The following is an 18,374-nucleotide window of genomic DNA, read 5'->3' on the forward strand; positions in this document are numbered from 1 at the left end:
AAGGAGAATTGCCTATGTTTAAACGATGGCGTCCCTAGGGATTGAATAGAAAAAATGAAATAAAGAAATGGAGAAAAATATGAAAAATAAACGTTTAATGACTATTTTGGGCCTCTTGGCTATTTTGGTAATCGGTGGAATGGCTTATTCCAGCTTGAGCGGAAAGAGCAACGGATCTAAGACTGGCGACGATAGTAAGACAGTCAAGGTTGGTGTCTTGCAATATGTCAGCCACCCTTCGCTTGATTTGATTTACAAGGGAATTCAAGATGGTCTAGCTGAGGAAGGATACAAGGGCGACAAGATCAAGATTGACTTTATGAATGCTGAAGGAGATCAGAGCAAGGTTTCTACTATGAGTAAGCAGCTGGTGTCCAATGACAATGATGTGCTGATTGGGATTGCTACTCCATCTGCGCAAGGACTAGCTGCGGCTACTAAGGACAAGCCTATCGTCATGGGAGCTATCACAGATCCAGTCGGAGCAAACCTAGTGAAAAATCTGGACAAGCCAGGTGGCAACATCACTGGTGTTTCTGACCACAATCCAGCTAAGCAACAACTAGAGTTGATTAAAAAATTGACGCCAAATGTGAAAACAATCGGTGCCCTATATTCTAGCAGTGAAGACAACTCCAAAGCTCAGGTAGAAGAGTTCAAAAAATTGGCTGAAGAGGCAGGCTTCAAGGTAGAGGAATATTCTGTTCCTTCAACCAATGAAATTGCATCAACCATGAATGTCATGACTGGTAAGGTTGATGCTATCTGGATTCCAATTGACAATACCATTGCGTCAGCATTTGCGACAGTTGTGTCCAGCAATAAAGAAGCTAAGAAACCGATTTATCCAAGTGCGACAGCCATGGTAGAAGAAGGCGGTCTTGCCTCTGTCGTTGTAGACCAGTATGACCTCGGTGTTGCGACAGGTAAAATGGCTGCTAAAGTCCTTAAAGGTGCCAAGCCTGCTGATACTGCAGTAGATATTTTTGATAAAGGTAAATCTGTTATCAATACTAAAAATGCCAAAGAACTCGGTATCACTGTACCAGAAGATACTCTCAAAGAAGCAGGACAAGTGATTAAATAGAAAGAAAGGAAGTCTGTTGCTCAACGGACTTCCTTTTCTTCTTGTAAATTCTATAACTGAGCTTGCGAAATGTTTAGAAATCTGTTAGAATGAATTATAATTGAATAGCAATCCGCAAGACCAGTAACCTAGGGGAAGTTTAACAGGGAAGGGAGCCAGCGACTGAGAGCTCTCTAGATGAAAGCTAGGCGAATTCACTTGCTTTGGGGTTGGTAATTAAGGTCTGGCTTGCCAGATAAAAAACGGATGGTACCGCGTGTCAACGCTCCGCTTCGGTGTGAGTGAGACCGTGGTTTTTATTTTGGAGGAACTATGTCAACAATTGAAGAACGATTGCAGAGTCTGCGTGAGGAAACTTTAGCACAATTGCAGACCATTACTCTGGAAAATGCTAAGGACATGCAGGAGCTGAAAGTATCTGTCCTAGGGAAAAAAGGAAGTCTGACTGAGATTCTCAAAGGGATGAAGGATGTTTCTGCTGAGATGCGCCCTATTATCGGGAAGTACGTCAATGAAGCACGAGATGTGCTGAATGCAGCCTTTGAAGAAGCTGCTCAAATCTTGGAAGAGCAGAAAGTCGCAGCCCAGCTGGCCAATGACGCCTTGGATGTAACCCTGCCAGGTCGTAAGATTCCAGCTGGAAATCGCCATATTTTGACCCAAACAAGTGAAGAAATTGAAGATATCTTTATCGGTATGGGCTATCAGGTTGTGGATGGTTTCGAGGTTGAGTCAGACTACTACAACTTTGAGCGGATGAACCTGCCTAAAGACCACCCTGCGCGGGATATGCAGGATACCTTCTACATCACAGAAGAGATCCTCTTGCGTACTCACACATCTCCTGTCCAAGCTCGTGCGATGGATGCCCATGACTTTAGCCAAGGGCCACTCAAGATGATCTCTCCAGGACGTGTTTTCCGTCGCGATACAGACGATGCGACTCACTCTCACCAGTTTCACCAGATTGAAGGTCTGGTCGTAGGGGAAAATATCTCTATGGCTGATTTGCAAGGAACCTTGCAGCTGATTATTCAAAAAATGTTTGGTGCAGATCGTAAGATTCGTCTGCGTCCATCTTACTTCCCATTCACAGAGCCATCTGTCGAAGTGGACGTATCTTGCTTTAAGTGTGGTGGTGCCGGCTGTAATGTCTGCAAGAAGACTGGCTGGATCGAAATCATGGGAGCTGGAATGGTGCACCCAAGTGTCTTGGAAATGAGTGGCATCGATTCAGAGAAATATTCTGGCTTTGCTTTTGGTCTCGGTCAAGAGCGGGTGGCCATGCTTCGCTATGGTATCAACGATATCCGTGGCTTCTACCAAGGCGATGTACGTTTTTCACAGCAGTTTAAGTAAGAAGGCAGTGGAATAGGACTTTAAGTAAGCCTATTGCGATAGGTCTGATTAGCAATGTTTGCAGACTTGAAATGCGTAGCAAAGATGCTCGTTAGTTTAGTTGCCTATAAGACGATTTTAGCTGGGAATATCGCTCACAGCTGCTTCTGGGAAAGGAATGCCCTATGTTAGTTAGAGTTCGGCCAGAGGATCTGGATATGTTGCGGGAGTTGGAAGTGCAGACCTACCAAGAAACTTTTGGCCCTTTCATTAAGCAGGAAGACTTGGAGCATTATTTTGCCCATGAGCTGGCGCGTGAAAGGCTGGAGTTGGAGTTGGCAAATCCTGAGTCTGAGCATTATTTTGTACTGGACAAGGAAGAAAAAATCGCTGGTTTTCTCAAGTGTAACTGGGGTCAGGCTCAGACAGAGCAGGAGTTGGAAGATTCCTTTGAAATTCAACGGATTTATGTGCTTGCCTCCCATCAGGGTCTCGGCTTGGGCAAGGAAATGTTTGAATTTGCCCTAGAAGAAGCCCAAAAACGTGGTTTTAGCTGGGCTTGGCTGGGCGTTTGGGAAAGAAATTTCAAGGCTCAGAATTTTTACTTTAAATATGGCTTTGAAAGGTTTAGCCAGCATGAATATATCACTGGTGACACAGTCGATATTGACTGGCTTTTAAGGAAGAAATTAAACTAAAAAGACGATAACATCGCTGTTTATTGGGCTTTTAGTGAAAACAGAAATTTATAGAGAGGAATCAAATACGACCGAAGATAGAACGGACTGGCTTTGTCTATGAAATCAAAGTTAGTTTTGGTCGGTTGTAAAATCATAAATATGTTAGTTAGTTATAAATGGTTAAAAGAACTGGTTGATTTGGATGTGACGAGCGCCGAGCTGGCAGAGAAAATGTCCACAACTGGTATTGAAGTAGAAGGAGTCAGCTCGCCAGCTGAAGGTCTTTCGAAAATTGTTGTCGGCGAAGTTCTGAGCTGCGAGGATGTACCTGAAACCCACTTGCACCTCTGTCAGGTCAATGTCGGTGAAGGAGAGCCTCGCCAGATTGTCTGTGGCGCACCGAATGTCCGCGCTGGAATCAAGGTCATGGTGGCTGTACCAGGCGCTCGCATTGCGGATAATTATAAGATTAAAAAAGGAAAAATCCGTGGGCTAGAGTCGTTGGGCATGATCTGCTCTCTTGGTGAGCTGGGAATTTCAGATTCTGTTGTGCCAAAGGAATTTGCGGATGGCATTCAAATTTTGCCAGATAGTGCTGTACCAGGAGATGAGGTATTCACTTATCTAGACCTGGACGATGAGATTATCGAGCTTTCTATCACGCCAAACCGGGCTGACGCTTTGTCTATGCGTGGGGTAGCGCACGAAGTAGCAGCTATCTACGATAAGCCTGTTCATTTCAAAGAATTTCCTTTGACTGAATGGGATAAAGAGGCTGCGGCTAGCTTGTCTGTTGCCATTGAGAGCGAAAAAGCACCGTTTTATGCAGCTCGCATTTTGGACAATGTGACTATTGCTCCGAGTCCTCAGTGGCTGCAAAATCTCCTCATGAACGAAGGAATCCGTCCGATTAACAATGTAGTGGACGTGACTAACTACATCTTGCTCTACTTTGGTCAGCCCATGCATGCCTTTGATTTGGACACATTTGAGGGTGACCAGATTGTTGTCCGAGAAGCGCGTGCTGGTGAGAAATTAGTGACGCTGGACGGCGAAGAGCGTGAGCTGGAAGTCGGAGATTTAGTCATTACTGTGGCGGATAAGCCAGTGGCACTTGCTGGTGTCATGGGCGGAGCGGCAACCGAAATCTCTGACAAGTCGACTCGTGTCGTTCTAGAAGCGGCTGTCTTTGATGGCAAGTCAATTCGTAAGACAAGCGGGAGACTTAACTTGCGCTCGGAATCATCTTCTCGCTTTGAAAAAGGGATCAACCTGGCAACTGTTAATGAAGCTTTGGATGCTGCGGCAAGCATGATTGCAGACTTGGCAGGTGCAACTGTTCATGCTGGTATTGTCCAAGCAGGACAGTTAGATACGACTGACAAGCAGGTTTCGACTAGCCTTTCTGATGTTAACCGAGTTTTGGGAACAGATTTGACTTATGCGGATATTGAAGATATTTTCCGTCGTCTAGGTTTTGGTCTTAGCGGATCTGCGGACTCCTTCACAGTCAGCGTGCCTGCTCGTCGCTGGGATATCAGTATTCCAGCAGATCTTTACGAGGAAATTGCTCGTATTTATGGCTACGACCGCTTGCCAGTTTCCCTACCTCAAGATGCTGGAACGGCTGGCGAATTGACGACCACTCAGAAGCTACGTCGCAAGGTTCGGACGGTGGCTGAAGGAGCAGGGCTGACCGAGATTATTTCCTATGCCTTGACTACGCCAGAAAAAGCTGTCGAATTTACGCTTAATCCTACAAATCTAACGGAGCTTATGTGGCCTATGACAAGGGAGCGCAGTGTTCTCCGCCAAAATATGCTCTCAGGCATGTTGGATACTGTCAGCTACAATGTTGCTCGTAAAAATAAGGATTTAGCCCTGTATGAAATTGGGAAAATCTTTGAACAAACAGGCAATCCGAAGGAAGAACTGCCTAACGAAATCAATAGCTTTGCCTTTGCCCTAACTGGCTTGGTAAGTGAAAAGGATTTCCAAACGCCAGCGACTCCTGTGGACTTCTTCTACGCTAAGGGTGTGGTTGAAGCGCTCTTTGACCGCCTAGGATTAGAAGCTGATTATCAAGCAACTGACCAGCTTAAGAGTCTGCACCCAGGTCGGACAGCGCTGATTTCGATCAAAGGTCAACCAGTGGGCTATGTTGGGCAGGTTCATCCAGTGACGGCCAAGGCTTATGACATCCCAGAAACCTATGTGGCGGAGCTCAATCTGACGGCTATTGAGGCGAGCCTTGAGCCAGAACAGCCTTTTACAGAGATCACCAAATTCCCAGCTGTTACTCGCGATGTGGCCTTGTTGCTCAAAGCAGAGATCAGCCACAGACAGGTTGTTGAAGCGATTCAAGCTGCCGGAGTGAAACGTTTGACGGATATCAAGCTCTTCGATATCTTCTCTGGTGAAAAATTAGGTGTTGGCCTCAAGTCTATGGCCTACACTCTGACCTTCCAAAATCCAGAAGACAGCCTGACTGATGATGAAGTGGCTAAATACATGGAAAAAATTGAAAAATCCTTGGAAGAAAATGTTGGAGCAGAAGTGCGCTAGTATATACAAAGAGAAGCAGTCCTTTGGGCTGCTTTTGACTATAAAAGAGCTTTATAAAAGTCTTGATTTATGGTATTCTAGTCCCAATAAAGATTTTACAGAAAGAATATTTTAATGGGATATAAAAGAAGTTATGCAGCTGAAATTGTAGCTATTATTATTGTTATTATTGGAACCTTCATATTCATTGGGGTAATGCAATCACCAAATAGTAGTGGTGGGAACCACAGTGATCGCTTAGAACAGCTAGAGTCTGAACGAAAAGATGCAAAGTTGAATGAAAGCCCGATGACTATTGAAAAAGCCAAAACCTTGGTTAATTCGGATTTTGCACCTGAGAATGAAACACCAGAAGAAGAGCAAAAAAGACTGCAAGCTTTTGTAGAGACCTATAATAAACAATTAGAGTCTGAACAAGCTTCTATCCAAAGAGAAAAGGAATCTGAGCAAGAAATTCTCAATCAAAATAATGAATATGTGGGTCCAATTCTGATTGGTGCAGGTATTATAGTTACTATTTTAGGTGTTTCGGCTTATAAGAAAGCTCATGAGCCTGCAGCTTTTACTATTTCTGATGATAAGATTGATGTTAAACCCTCTGTTTTCCAAGATATAAATCACATTAATTTAACAAATATTAAGCAAATTGAGTATGAAATTAGACGTGCTTATTCTAAAAATTCGAGATCAACTTATCGCATACTTTATTTTAAAGACGAAGAAGGAAAAACACTGGAAGAGATTGACTTGAATGATCTTGTTGATGCTGATTTCAATACCATTTATAAAGAAATCAGTAAACGAGCTCCGCATATCGAATGGATTTTTCCGGAATAAAAGGAAAGATTGTAGGAATATTAATCATGGAAAATTCAAACCAAATATCCCAATGTCAGACTCTTTGGGCTAGAAATAAATATCAGGTGCTCAGTCATTCCAGTAAGATCTATCTGGAAATCCGCCAATATCTGAAAAGCGACTCGGTGGAAGCAGCACATGTCCAAGACTTGATTGATCAGGCGGTAGCCCTGCCTGAAAACCGAGGTCAGGTCTGCAATGCCTTTCAGCATGTTTGGGGCTATTTTAAGAAAAAAGCCAGCCCAGCTGAAAAAGAAAATTTTATGCTTCTTTTAGAGCGATACCAAGTAGGTCAGGTGGAGCAGGAGGTTTTGGTAGAAGCTGTGAAAGATTTGCTTCAAAAGTACCCCAATCCCTATCTGCAACAGTCAACCTTGATATTTGGTGATAAGGCATAAGGCTCGGCCATCAAGGATGACTAGCTTTGATCCTCTAAAAGAAGCAATAGATTGTATATCTCCAGTTTAATAAGGCTGGGGAATTTTTTATTTTTAGATAAAAAAATGCTATATGATTGACAAACAAAACAGACAATTGTAGAATATAATTATAAACTACAAATGTAGAAAAAGGAGAAAACACTATGACTATTTCGAAAAAAGCCTTTACTGGAATCTTATCATTGACAGTCGCAGTTCTATTGACTGCTTGCTCAGGCAATGCTAATCAGGGAGGAAATGCTAACTCATCACAAAATACCCAAAGCCAAACATCACAGCCTGCGCAAGAACAGGCTTCTTCATCCAATGCAGGTCAGACCAGCAATATAAACGGACGCTACCAAGCAACCGACCATGATGGAGACCAACATGTCCTCGAAATCAATGGTAGGACTGGTACTTGGACTGAGACCGAGGTCGATGGTAGTAAGGAAATCAAGCAGGTACAGGTAGATGCAGCGAACCAAAGACTAATTGTCGGTGACGATGTCAAAAGTTACCGACAAAATGGCAATCAGCTGATTGTGGACGAACTAGATGATGATCCAGACACTCTGACCTTTACCAAGCAGTAAAGCGTTTCTCAATCTGCTCAGAAAAAGAGTGTGCGAAGCGTAAAGAAAAAGAAACAAGAACGGTTTCGGTATATGAACTGAAGCCCTTGTTTCTTTTTATTTTATGAATTTCTTTCAAGGAAAGTTTCTTACTTAGGGAATCGCTATACGACTTAGTGATTTTCGTGTGAATCTAGTTACCATTAGTCTCATATGTTTTTCTAGCTTGATTCTTTATGATATAATGATCTTTAATATCTTAAAGGAGGACAGCTTTGTTTTTAGCTTTTAAAGAGATTATCTACAGCCGTGGACGCTATCGTTTAGTGGTTGCTGTGGTCTTTCTCATTACCTATATGGTTTTCTTTTTATCCAGTCTTTCTGTCGGTTTGGCTAGGCTCAATCGCTTGGCTCTGGACCAATGGCATGCTGAGTCGATCGTCTTGTCGGAGTACGCCAATAAGAATCTAATAGCTTCGACTCTCAAGGAAGAGGAATACAGCCGCCTGCTTCAAGGGGACTCAATTGCGGCTTTGGGACAAACGTCAGCAGTGGCCAATTATGAAGATGGGACTGATAAACTCAATGCTCAGGTTTTTGGTCTTTCCTGGGATAGTTTTCTAGCGCCTGATATTATTGAGGGACGTCCTGCTGAAACCGCTTATGAAGTCATTGCGGATAAGCGCCTGCAGCAAAAAGGTCTAAAACTAGGCGATCAGCTTCAGCTCAATGGCAGTGAGCGCCTCTATCAGGTTGTTGGTTTCACAGAGGATAATACCTTCTTTACGCAACCTGTAATTTTTATGGATCTAGATGATTTCAGGGAATTAAAGTACGGCTCTAGTCAGGTTAAGAATATCAGCGCACTTGTGGTCAAAGATAGTCAAAAAATTGAAGAAACAGGGCTCAGTCAGCTTTCTATGAGTGATTTTATAGAAAATATCCCTGGTTATCAGCCTCAGGTTCTGACTTTTTCCTTTATGATTGGGGCCATGGTTCTGATTACCTTTTTAGTATTGGGGATTTTCATGTACATTATCACCATTCAGAAGATCCAACTTTACGGTATTATGCGTGCCCAAGGGATTGCCAGTGGGAAGATTATTGCTTCTATTTTCTGGCAGATTCTCATCCTATCCACTCTGGGAATCAGCTTAGCTGTCTTGGCTCTTTTGGGAACCCAGCTAGTCTTGCCGGCTTCTATGCCTTTTTACAGTGACTGGCGAGCTTATGCTGGCTTGATTGTCCTGATTGTTTTCATGTCACTTGCTGGCGGGCTCTTGTCCATTCATAGGGTTCTGAAAATTGACCCTATCACAGCGATTGGAGGTGAGTAAATGCCAATTATAGAACTAAAAGGGGTTACAAAAGAATATGGTCAAGGGCATACGCTGGTCCAAGCCTTGAAGCCAACTGATTTCCAACTGGAAGCTGGGCAGTTTGTAGCTATTATTGGGCCATCAGGGTCGGGTAAAACAACTTTTCTGACCTTGCTAGGGCATTTGCAAACTCCCTCAAAAGGACAGATTCTCCTGCATGGGAAAGATACCTCCCAGCTCAAGGAAAAGGAACGGGCTGCTCTACGTTTCAATGATTTTGGATTTATTTTGCAGGCTTCCAATCTCATTCCTTTTTTGAAAATAGAAGACCAGTTTCAGCTAATTGATCGTTTGTCTAAAAAAGAAAGGACAGATCTGGACAGTTTGATTGAGCTGCTAGATCTAAAAGACACGCTCAAACAGTATCCCAAAGAATTGTCTGGCGGGGAAAGGCAGAGGGCTGCTATCGCTAGAGCGCTTTACAACAGCCCTGATATTATCTTGGCTGATGAGCCGACAGCTAGTCTGGATACGGAGCGGGCCAAGCGCGTGGTCCATCTGCTCAAAGAAGTGACTCAAAAATTCAACAAGAGCGTGGTCATGATTACCCATGATACTCGCCTACTGGACGAGGTTGACAAGGTCTATGAAATGCAAGACGGAGTGCTGACTCAAGTCCGATGAAGATGTAGCCAATCAAAAAATAGTTTGGGACAAGGAGAGTGCCACGATTCATGATCAGGCAAATCTTTAGCTGGATTGAATAGACAAATAAACACGGTTCTATTTTTCAAGAACCGTGTTTCGTTTTCTTCATTTTTTGGTGATTTTCAGGATTTATTTTGGTAGTGCGGGCCTTGTGGAGGAGAACCTCCAACCAGCTGCGTTCTTTGAGGCGCTCTCTGACTTGTCCATTCTTTCGACTTTCTAAGTATTCGCCCAGATTTTTTGATTTGATAAACTCTGTGATTCCCATATTATTTTCCTAGGCAGAATTGGCTGAAGAGCTGGGTGATGAGCTCGTCTGGAGCAGCATCACCAGTGATTTCGCCAAGGATTTCCCAAGTGCGGGTCAGATCGACTTGGAGGAGATCCACAGGCATGCCTAGTTCCAGTCCCTGATTGACGGCTTGCAGGCTTTCGACAGCCTTTTCGATGAGAGAGATGTGACGGGCATTGGACAGATAGGTGGCGTCTTGCTCGACAATTCCAGCATTCTCAAAGAAGAGCTGATTGATGCGATCCTCGATTTTATCAATATTTTGATTGTGAAGAACGGATATCTTGATTGCATCAGTCGGCAGCTGGTCTAGCTCAATCTTTTCTTCAAGATCAGTCTTGTTCAGTAGGACGATGCGATTGCTGTCTTGGCTGATTTCAAGTAATTGTTTGTCTTGGTCAGTCAGAGGTTCGCTGGCATTGAGAACCAAGAGAACCAAATCAGCTTCCTGTAAGGCTTTTTTAGAGCGCTCAACGCCAATCTGCTCCACAAGATCATCCGTTTCCCGAATCCCTGCGGTATCAATAAGCTTGAGCGGTACGCCGTTAATATTGACATACTCCTCGATCACATCACGAGTTGTCCCCTCAATATCGGTCACAATAGCCTTGTCCTCGCGCAGAAGATTGTTGAGCAGGCTGGATTTGCCGACATTAGGTCGACCGATGATAGCAGTCGAAATCCCTTCGCGAAGAATCTTGCCGCGTCGAGCAGTTTTGAGGAGATGGGTCAGAAGTTGCTCGAATTCAAGTGTTTTTTCACGAATGATTTCTGTCGTTGCTTCCTCAACATCGTCGTACTCAGGATAGTCGATGTTGACCTCGACCTGAGCCAGTGTGTTGAGGATTTCCTGGCGGGTGCTATTGATAAGGTCGGAGAGAGAGCCGTCCAGCTGTTTGACAGCATTGTTCATAGCTTTATCTGTCTTGGCTCGGATGATGTCCATGACAGCCTCAGCCTGAGTCAAATCCACGCGCCCGTTAAGAAAGGCTCGCTTGGTAAATTCGCCAGGTTCTGCCAGTCTAGCCCCCTCGCGGATAGCCAGTTGCAGGATTTCATTGGTCACTGCAATCCCGCCGTGGGTGTTGATCTCGATGATATCCTCGCGTGTGAAAGTCTTGGGAGAGCGCATGGCCCCGACCATGACCTCATCCAGAATCTCCTGATTTTGAGGGTCAACGATATGGCCGTAGTTGAGTGTGTGGCTGGCCACTTTACTTAAATCCTTACCTCTAAAGATTTTTTGGGCAATAGCAAAGCTGTCAGTCCCGCTTAGTCTGACGATACCGATGGCTCCTTCCCCAAGAGGGGTCGAAATCGCAGCGATTGTATCAAATTCTCGTGTTATCATGTATATCCTTTCTGAAAATCTATTTTGCAAACATCTGTCTCAAATTCATCCAAAAAGTTTTTGAGATTTGTGCATCATTTTGTCATTGCTTTGCATCAATTAATAGGTATAATAGGAAAGTGGTAGTTAAATCCTTGTGTCTCAGTAAAATGCGATTGATGGCTAGAGTTCTTTCCAATATTGGTAGAAGATAAATAGCTGTCGGGTAGGAAATTTATGTTATTCTAAACCTGTTCCTATCTTGCTAGTCAGTAGGAAAGAACCGTCTTCATTTTTTGAAAAAGTTAGGATGACGGCTTGATATTTGCTTCCTCCTGGTAAGTAGGTGATTGTTTTTAATTCAGAGCCGCTGACAGTGGAAGTGGTTTCGTCAGTTGGTTTGCCGTGGTCGCGAATGACGTCGTCGTATTTTGTTCCGCCTGCACCTCTTTTCAAAATATCACCCTCTTTGAGTGCATCAAATTCTGCTTTTGTCCATGTAAACGTCGTACTTTCTTCTTTTTCCTTTTCTTCTTCTCTTTCTGACGAATCAATATAGGAACGATAAGTGCTCGAAAGAGTATCAAACCTTTTTCCCATTTCATTGAACATACGGGAATAGAATGATAGAGTGACCAGTGCTATAATTAAGGAGAAAAAGGAAATGACAGAGCCAATAATGGCCAAAGTTTTCGGTTTCTTTTGGTTAATAATGAGACCGATAATAGCAAGGATAAGAGCAATAGTACCGATAAAAAAAGATAGATAATTGATGATTGGTATCCAGGAGCCAAGTAAAGCGATTGCTCCAAAGACAATGGCTAAAATACCTAAAACTTTATTTTCTTGCTGCATCATAACAACCTCCTCAGATTTTCTATAGCTTACTACTTGAAATATGTATTTCTTTTAGTAATTTGCCTATCTTCATTGTAGCGTAAAATAGAACTAGGAGCAAGATTTTAAGGAGATTTTCGTGAAATGGAGCACTGTTAAAACGTGAAGAACCGTTTAAAGAGCTGAAAACACTTTCAAATTTCAAAGAATTGTGATATACTAAACACAGTTGATTTGAGGAGGTGCTATGGAAACTCTAAAGAAACTAGCAGGCATCAAGGCTGCTGAATTTGTCGAAGACGGGATGGTGGTCGGTCTGGGAACAGGTTCGACTGCTTACTATTTTGTCGAGGAAATTGGTCGACGTATCAAAGAGGAAGGCTTGCAGATTACTGCAGTCACCACCTCTAGCGTGACTAGCAAGCAAGCAGAAGGCTTGGGCATTCCGCTGAAATCCATTGATGAAGTGGATCAGGTCGATGTGACCGTTGATGGAGCCGATGAAGTGGATCCTCAGTTCAACGGCATCAAAGGCGGAGGCGGAGCCCTGCTGATGGAGAAAGTTGTCGCGACCCCTACCAAGGACTACATCTGGGTGGTTGATGAAAGCAAATTGGTTCAAAAGCTAGGTGCTTTCAAGCTGCCAGTCGAAGTAGTGCAATATGGTGCAGAGCAAGTTTTCCGTCGCTTTGCTGAGGCAGGCTACAAGCCAAGTTTCCGTGAAAAAAATGGCCAACGTTTTATCACGGATATGCAGAACTTCATTATTGATCTAGATCTAGGTGTAATCGAAAATCCAGTCGAATTTGGCCGAGAATTAGATCATATCGTGGGCGTTGTTGAGCACGGCCTTTTCACCAAAATGGTCAACAAGGTGATCGTCGCAGGACAAGGTGGCGTGAACATTTTAGAAACAGACAACTAGAAAAGAGGTTTTTATGTCAAAATTTAATCGTATTCACTTAGTCGTTATGGACTCGGTCGGCATTGGGGCAGCACCAGATGCTAACAATTTTGTTAATGCAGGGGTGCCAGATGGAGCTTCCGATACGCTGGGACATATTTCCAAAGCAGTCGGTCTAGACGTGCCAAATATGGCTAAGCTGGGTCTGGGCAATATTGAGCGTGAGCAAGCCTTGAAAACTGTACCAGCTGAGGAAAATCCAAGTGGTTACTATACTAAATTAGAAGAAGTTTCTTTAGGTAAAGATACCATGACAGGCCACTGGGAAATCATGGGGCTGAATATTACTGAGCCTTTTGATACTTTCTGGAACGGCTTCCCAGAGGAAATCTTGACTAAAATTGAAGAATTTTCTGGTCGCAAAGTTATTCGTGAGGCGAACAAACCTTATTCTGGCACGGCAGTTATTGACGACTTCGGGCCTCGTCAGATGGAAACTGGCGAATTGATTATCTATACTTCTGCAGATCCAGTTCTTCAAATTGCGGCCCACGAAGAAGTGATTCCTTTAGACGAGCTCTATCGTATCTGTGAATTCGCCCGCTCTATTACCTTGGAACGCCCTGCGCTTCTAGGACGGATCATCGCTCGCCCTTATGTAGGTGAGCCAGGCAACTTCACTCGTACACCCAATCGCCATGACTATGCAGTCTCTCCATTTGAGCCAACTGTTTTGGACAAACTCAATGAAGCAGGTATTGATACCTATTCTGTTGGTAAGATTAACGATATCTTCAACGGTGCAGGTATCAACCACGACATGGGTCACAACCAATCCAATAATCATGGAGTGGACAATCTAGTCAAGGCTATCCAGTCTGAGGACTTCAAGTACGGCTTCTCATTTACCAACTTAGTGGACTTCGATGCTCTTTATGGTCACCGTCGTAATCCGCATGGCTATCGTGATTGTCTGCAGGAGTTTGACGCTCGCTTGCCAGAAATCATTGAAAACATGCGTGAAGATGATTTGCTCATGATTACCGCTGACCATGGTAATGACCCGACCTATGCCGGAACAGATCACACTCGTGAGTACATTCCGCTCTTGGTCTTTGGTAAATCCCTCAAGGGGAATGGTCACTTGCCTGTCGGACATTTTGCGGACATTTCAGCAACCATCGCTGACAACTTCGGTGTGGATAAGGCCATGATTGGTGAAAGCTTCTTGGACAAATTGGTATAAGCATAGAGAGTGAGGAAAATATTTTATGGCAACATTATCTGAGAAAATCAAAGCAACGGCCGCCTTCTTGAAAGAAAAAGGGATGACAGAACCTGAATTCGGCTTGATCCTGGGATCTGGTTTGGGAGAATTGGCTTCTGAAATCGAAAATGCCGTTAGTCTTGACTATGCGGATATTCCAAACTGGGGCCGCTCAACTGTCGTTGGCCACGCTGGTAAATTAGTCTATGGAGATTTGGCAGGGCGTAAAGTCTTGGCACTGCAAGGTCGTTTCCATTTCTACGAAGGAAATCCTCTCGAAGTTGTTACTTTCCCGGTGCGCGTGATGAAGGCTCTTGGTGCGACAGGTGTTATTGTGACAAATGCTGCCGGTGGTATTGGATATGGTCCTGGTACTTTGATGGCTATTTCAGACCATATCAACATGACGGGTCAAAATCCTTTGATCGGTGAAAACTTGGATGAATTTGGCCCACGTTTCCCTGATATGTCTAAATCTTACACTCCAGAATACCGTGTAACTGCTCATCAAGTCGCTGATAAGCTTGGCATTAAGCTGGATGATGGTGTCTATATCGGTGTTACCGGTCCAACTTACGAAACGCCAGCAGAAATCCGTGCTTATAAGACACTCGGAGCAGATGCAGTTGGCATGTCTACTGTTCCAGAAGTCATCGTGGCTGCCCACTCAGGCTTGAAAGTCCTCGGAATTTCATGCATTACCAATCATGCTGCCGGCTTCCAAGAAGAACTCAACCATGAGGAAGTGGTTGAAGTAACAGAGCGTGTCAAAGGTGATTTCAAACGACTACTTAAAGCCATTCTTGCTGAATTGTAAGAAAATAAAATATTAAACGAAGGAAAGGTAGAGTGAAGTGTTCAGATTTGAACACGAGCGGAAAACTTGGAAAATAGATAATCTGACTGAGAAATCCTGATTTCTCGTCAGATTCCTAATTTTCAGTCGTTTTCTTGTCGCTCTTTGTATCATAAATTATGTCTATCCATATTGCTGCTAAACAAGGTGAGATTGCTGATAAAATTCTCTTGCCAGGCGATCCGCTTCGTGCTAAGTTTATTGCGGAGAATTTCCTTGAAGATGCTGTTTGTTTTAACGAAGTGCGGAACATGTTTGGCTACACTGGTACTTACAAGGGTCAGCGGGTTTCTGTCATGGGAACGGGCATGGGAATGCCGTCTATTTCCATCTATGCGCGTGAGCTGATTGTTGACTACGGTGTGAAAAAGCTGATTCGTGTGGGAACGGCTGGTTCGCTCAATGCAGATGTTCATGTTCGTGAATTGGTTCTAGCTCAAGCGGCTGCGACCAACTCAAACATTATCCGCAATGACTGGCCTCATTATGATTTTCCGCAGATTGCCAGCTTTGATTTGCTGGACAAGGCTTATCATATTGCCAAAGACTTGGGCATGACAACCCATGTCGGAAATGTTTTGTCGTCAGATGTCTTTTATTCGAACTATTTTGAAAAAAATATCGAGCTGGGCAAATGGGGCGTCAAAGCTGTTGAAATGGAAGCAGCAGCCCTTTACTATCTGGCTGCTCAGCACCAAGTAGATGCTCTGGCTATCATGACCATTTCTGATAGTTTGGTCAATCCTGACGAAGATACGACAGCAGAGGAACGTCAAAATACCTTCACTGATATGATGAAGGTTGGTTTGGAAACCCTGATTGATTAAGCATGAATTTAGATTTAAAAGAGGAAATTCTCTTTGCGATTTCCCGTTACGACTATGCTTATGCCTATAAGCTGGCGCAACAGTTGATGAGCGGCTCACCAGTTTTGACAAAATTGTTGCATATTCTGGCAGAGCGAAGAGAGCTCAATATTCTGCCAGCCATGGATGAAGAGTTGAAGACTGCCTTGCAGACGCAAAGCGGTTTTCAGCTTTTTTGTCATACCGATTTGGCTGATGAGCAGCTGGCCAACTATCTCTACGATTTGGAAGCCAAGCTGCGCAATGAGCAGATTATTGACTTCGTTCGGGCGGTCAGCCCAGCGATTTATCGGATTTTCATGCGCTTGATCAAGCTGGAAATTCCTGATATTGAGCACTTTATCCATAATTCTCGTAAAGCCAGCTATGACCGCTGGAAGTTTGAACGGATGCGGGAGTCGGATTATGCTGCCTTGCATGATTTTCATGCAGAGAGCACGGTCAATTCATCCAGTCTGACAGAGCTAATTTTGCATTTGGATCTGCCGGAGTCTGTCAAGGAAGAGGTCAGACAGCTGCGGGAGTTGGAGAAGTCAGTCCGAAATCCGCTGGCTCATCTGATTAAGCCCTTTGATGAGGCAGAATTATATCGGACAACTGGTTTTTCCTCCCAGCATTTTATGGAGATTTTGGTGGATTTGGCGCGCTTTACAGGGATTGTCTACGATCGGGAACAGTTTTATTTTGATGAGGCAAATCGCTTGGTTAAAGCTTTATTGACAGGAGAGGAAAATGGATAAAATACAGCAGTTGCAAGACATGATTGACCAAAGTCAGCATATCGTCTTTTTCGGTGGGGCGGGTGTCTCGACCGAGTCCAATATCCCTGACTTTCGTAGTTCGGATGGGATTTATAGTGTCAAGTTAGGTCGGCATTTTACAGCAGAGCAGCTAGTTTCGCATACCATGTTTGAGCGCTATCCGCAGGAGTTTTTCGACTTTTACAAGAAATACCTGCTCTATCCAGATGCCAAGCCCAATGCGGCTCACGCCTATCTGGCTCATCTGGAGAAGACCGGCAAGCTCAAGACTGTAGTGACGCAAAATATTGACAGCCTGCACGAAATGGCTGGTTCAAAAAATGTCCTCAAGTTGCACGGCAGTGCGGATAGAAATTTCTGTCTAAACTGTCAGCGATTTTACGATTTGGAGGCATTTCTAGCTCTGTCTGGGACGGTGCCCTACTGTCCTGACTGCGGCGGCGTGATCAAGCCCGATGTGACCCTCTATGAAGAGTCTTTGGATATGGAGACTTTCCAGCAAGCTGCGCAGGCCATTCATCAAGCCGACTTGCTGATCATCGGGGGCACCTCCTTGGTGGTCTATCCCGCAGCCAGTCTCATCCAGTACTTTGCTGGCAAGCATCTGGTCGTTATCAACAAGACCAGTATTCCACAGGACAAGCAAGCTGACCTCGTCATCGAAGGCAAGATTGGGGAAGTGTTTGCGCAGTTGAGGCAGTAAAACTAAAAATGTTTTTTGCTAGAAATGTTTGGTTAGAAAATAAAAATAGGATTTTTATGGCTGATTTATATATTCAAAATTCGTCTTGTAGCTTGTCGGTGAGGGAGCAGCGTGTGCTTGTGAGAAACGAGGAGCAGATTCTTTTGAAAGAAATTTCTTTTAATCTGATTGATAATATCTTGGTCTTTGGTAATGCTCAGCTGTCTACTCAGCTACTGAAAGCCTGGGCTAATAGGGACATTTTTGTGTTCTATTTCTCGAGCAAGGGCGAGTTTCTATTTTCCTTTGATTCTTTTAGGAAGGAAGATTTTGAAAAGCAGCGCAGTCAGGCTCGGGCTTCTTTTGACTCGGACTTTTGCTTGGGCATCGCTCGGAAAATCGCTGCGGCCAAGATCGGAAATCAGCTCAATCTGCTCCAAGCTTTTGATGAAAATGACCTGCTGGACCAGGAGGATTTCAAACGCTTTGGAGATGCGCTGGTGAATCTCGAGCAAGCGAGAAGCATAGCGGAAATTATGGGAATCGAAGGAAGACTGGCTAAATCTTACTTTTACCTCTTGAACTTACTGGTCATTGATGGTTTTCATTTTTCTGGTCGGAGTCGGAGGCCAGCTCTGGACAAGTTTAATACCCTGCTAAACTTTGGCTACTCTATTCTTTATTCTTGCTTTATGGGCTTGATTCGCAAGAATGGTCTGAGCTTGGGCTTTGGAGTGATGCATCAGCCACATGACCATCATGCTGTCTTGGCGAGTGATTTGATGGAGGAATGGCGGCCAGTGATCGTGGATGATACGGTGCTGGGGCTGATCAATCGTCAGGAGATTCTTGAAGAGCATTTCATTGAGAAGGAAGATGGTATCTTTTTGACGCCTGAAGGGATCGAAATCTTTTCTCGGGCTATGAGGGAGAGGATCTTTGAGATTCATCACTATGTCGAGCTGGATAAAAACCGCTACACTTTTCTATACGCGGCTGATCAGCAAATCCTTGATCCGGAGCTTTGAAG

General features: G+C 44.1%; 19 protein-coding genes. 16 read left to right on the forward strand and 3 right to left on the reverse strand.

All coding sequences use genetic code 11. From position 1 onward, the window contains the following. Nucleotides 1–79: 79 nt before the first annotated feature. From trpX to HBA50_RS03460, 9 genes are all read left to right on the forward strand, one after another. Complete coding sequence (gene trpX, locus HBA50_RS03420) at nt 80–1,087, forward strand: tryptophan ABC transporter substrate-binding protein (protein WP_045496532.1); 1,008 nt, start codon at nt 80–82, stop codon at nt 1,085–1,087. Between the two features lie 312 nt (nt 1,088–1,399). Then, nucleotides 1,400–2,446, forward strand: coding sequence for a phenylalanine--tRNA ligase subunit alpha (gene pheS, locus HBA50_RS03425; protein ID WP_045496534.1), 1,047 nt, complete (start codon nt 1,400–1,402; stop codon nt 2,444–2,446). A gap of 164 nt (nt 2,447–2,610) precedes the next feature. Continuing rightward, nucleotides 2,611–3,123: a GNAT family N-acetyltransferase gene (locus HBA50_RS03430; protein WP_045496537.1), complete on the forward strand. Its 513-nt coding sequence runs from the start codon at nt 2,611–2,613 to the stop codon at nt 3,121–3,123. A gap of 141 nt (nt 3,124–3,264) precedes the next feature. Further along, nucleotides 3,265–5,670, forward strand: a complete 2,406-nt coding sequence (gene pheT, locus HBA50_RS03435) for a phenylalanine--tRNA ligase subunit beta (RefSeq protein WP_045497682.1) — start codon at nt 3,265–3,267, stop codon at nt 5,668–5,670. Nucleotides 5,671–5,784: 114 nt separating this feature from the next. Beyond that, nucleotides 5,785–6,507, forward strand: a complete 723-nt coding sequence (locus tag HBA50_RS03440; RefSeq protein ID WP_045496540.1) for a hypothetical protein — start codon at nt 5,785–5,787, stop codon at nt 6,505–6,507. A gap of 26 nt (nt 6,508–6,533) precedes the next feature. Then, entirely contained in the window at nt 6,534–6,926 is a 393-nt protein-coding gene (locus tag HBA50_RS03445; RefSeq protein ID WP_045496543.1) for a YbgA family protein, read from the forward strand. A 185-nt stretch (nt 6,927–7,111) separates the two neighbouring features. Then, nucleotides 7,112–7,543: an SP_0198 family lipoprotein gene (locus HBA50_RS03450; RefSeq protein WP_045496548.1), complete on the forward strand. Its 432-nt coding sequence runs from the start codon at nt 7,112–7,114 to the stop codon at nt 7,541–7,543. Between the two features lie 254 nt (nt 7,544–7,797). Next, nucleotides 7,798–8,859: an ABC transporter permease gene (locus HBA50_RS03455; RefSeq protein WP_045496550.1), complete on the forward strand. Its 1,062-nt coding sequence runs from the start codon at nt 7,798–7,800 to the stop codon at nt 8,857–8,859. Then, nucleotides 8,860–9,525 carry an ABC transporter ATP-binding protein gene (locus tag HBA50_RS03460; RefSeq protein ID WP_045496552.1) on the forward strand — a complete coding sequence of 222 codons (666 nt, stop codon included), beginning with the start codon at nt 8,860–8,862 and terminating at the stop codon, nt 9,523–9,525. It abuts the gene before it with no gap. A gap of 106 nt (nt 9,526–9,631) precedes the next feature. Here the strand turns inward: HBA50_RS03460 and HBA50_RS03465 are convergent, their stop codons facing one another. The 3 genes from HBA50_RS03465 to HBA50_RS03475 form a co-directional block, all read right to left on the reverse strand. Continuing rightward, on the reverse strand, nt 9,632–9,817 hold the full coding sequence (locus HBA50_RS03465; protein WP_045496555.1) for a hypothetical protein: 186 nt from the start codon (nt 9,815–9,817) through the stop codon (nt 9,632–9,634). 1 nt (nt 9,818) lies between these two features. Next, complete coding sequence (gene mnmE, locus HBA50_RS03470; RefSeq protein ID WP_045496558.1) at nt 9,819–11,192, reverse strand: tRNA uridine-5-carboxymethylaminomethyl(34) synthesis GTPase MnmE; 1,374 nt, start codon at nt 11,190–11,192, stop codon at nt 9,819–9,821. Between the two features lie 219 nt (nt 11,193–11,411). Continuing rightward, nucleotides 11,412–12,026 (reverse strand): CD20-like domain-containing protein, encoded by a 615-nt coding sequence (locus HBA50_RS03475; RefSeq protein WP_052687620.1) that lies wholly within the window; start codon nt 12,024–12,026, stop codon nt 11,412–11,414. A 229-nt stretch (nt 12,027–12,255) separates the two neighbouring features. On the opposite strand from HBA50_RS03475, the gene rpiA reads away from it, so the two are divergent. From rpiA to cas1, 7 genes are all read left to right on the forward strand, one after another. Next, nucleotides 12,256–12,933, forward strand: coding sequence for a ribose-5-phosphate isomerase RpiA (rpiA, locus tag HBA50_RS03480; RefSeq protein ID WP_045496563.1), 678 nt, complete (start codon nt 12,256–12,258; stop codon nt 12,931–12,933). Nucleotides 12,934–12,946: 13 nt separating this feature from the next. Continuing rightward, on the forward strand, nt 12,947–14,158 hold the full coding sequence (locus HBA50_RS03485) for a phosphopentomutase (RefSeq protein WP_045496566.1): 1,212 nt from the start codon (nt 12,947–12,949) through the stop codon (nt 14,156–14,158). Between the two features lie 25 nt (nt 14,159–14,183). After that, nucleotides 14,184–14,996, forward strand: a complete 813-nt coding sequence (locus HBA50_RS03490) for a purine-nucleoside phosphorylase (protein ID WP_045496569.1) — start codon at nt 14,184–14,186, stop codon at nt 14,994–14,996. 158 nt (nt 14,997–15,154) lie between these two features. Then, nucleotides 15,155–15,862, forward strand: a complete 708-nt coding sequence (gene deoD, locus HBA50_RS03495) for a purine-nucleoside phosphorylase (RefSeq protein ID WP_045496572.1) — start codon at nt 15,155–15,157, stop codon at nt 15,860–15,862. A 2-nt stretch (nt 15,863–15,864) separates the two neighbouring features. Continuing rightward, nucleotides 15,865–16,641 carry a Gbs1250 family HEPN protein gene (locus HBA50_RS03500; RefSeq protein ID WP_045496576.1) on the forward strand — a complete coding sequence of 259 codons (777 nt, stop codon included), beginning with the start codon at nt 15,865–15,867 and terminating at the stop codon, nt 16,639–16,641. Next, the gene (locus tag HBA50_RS03505) at nt 16,634–17,365 is read left to right on the forward strand and encodes an NAD-dependent protein deacylase (protein WP_045496579.1); all 732 of its coding nucleotides are present in this window, start codon (nt 16,634–16,636) and stop codon (nt 17,363–17,365) included. The genes HBA50_RS03500 and HBA50_RS03505 overlap by 8 nt, the downstream gene beginning before the upstream one ends. Nucleotides 17,366–17,478: 113 nt before the next feature. Further along, entirely contained in the window at nt 17,479–18,372 is an 894-nt protein-coding gene (gene cas1 / locus HBA50_RS03510) for a CRISPR-associated endonuclease Cas1 (protein WP_243746239.1), read from the forward strand. Nucleotides 18,373–18,374 lie beyond the last annotated feature (2 nt).

Source organism: Streptococcus cristatus ATCC 51100, assembly GCF_011612585.1.
Classification (GTDB): domain Bacteria; phylum Bacillota; class Bacilli; order Lactobacillales; family Streptococcaceae; genus Streptococcus; species Streptococcus cristatus_H.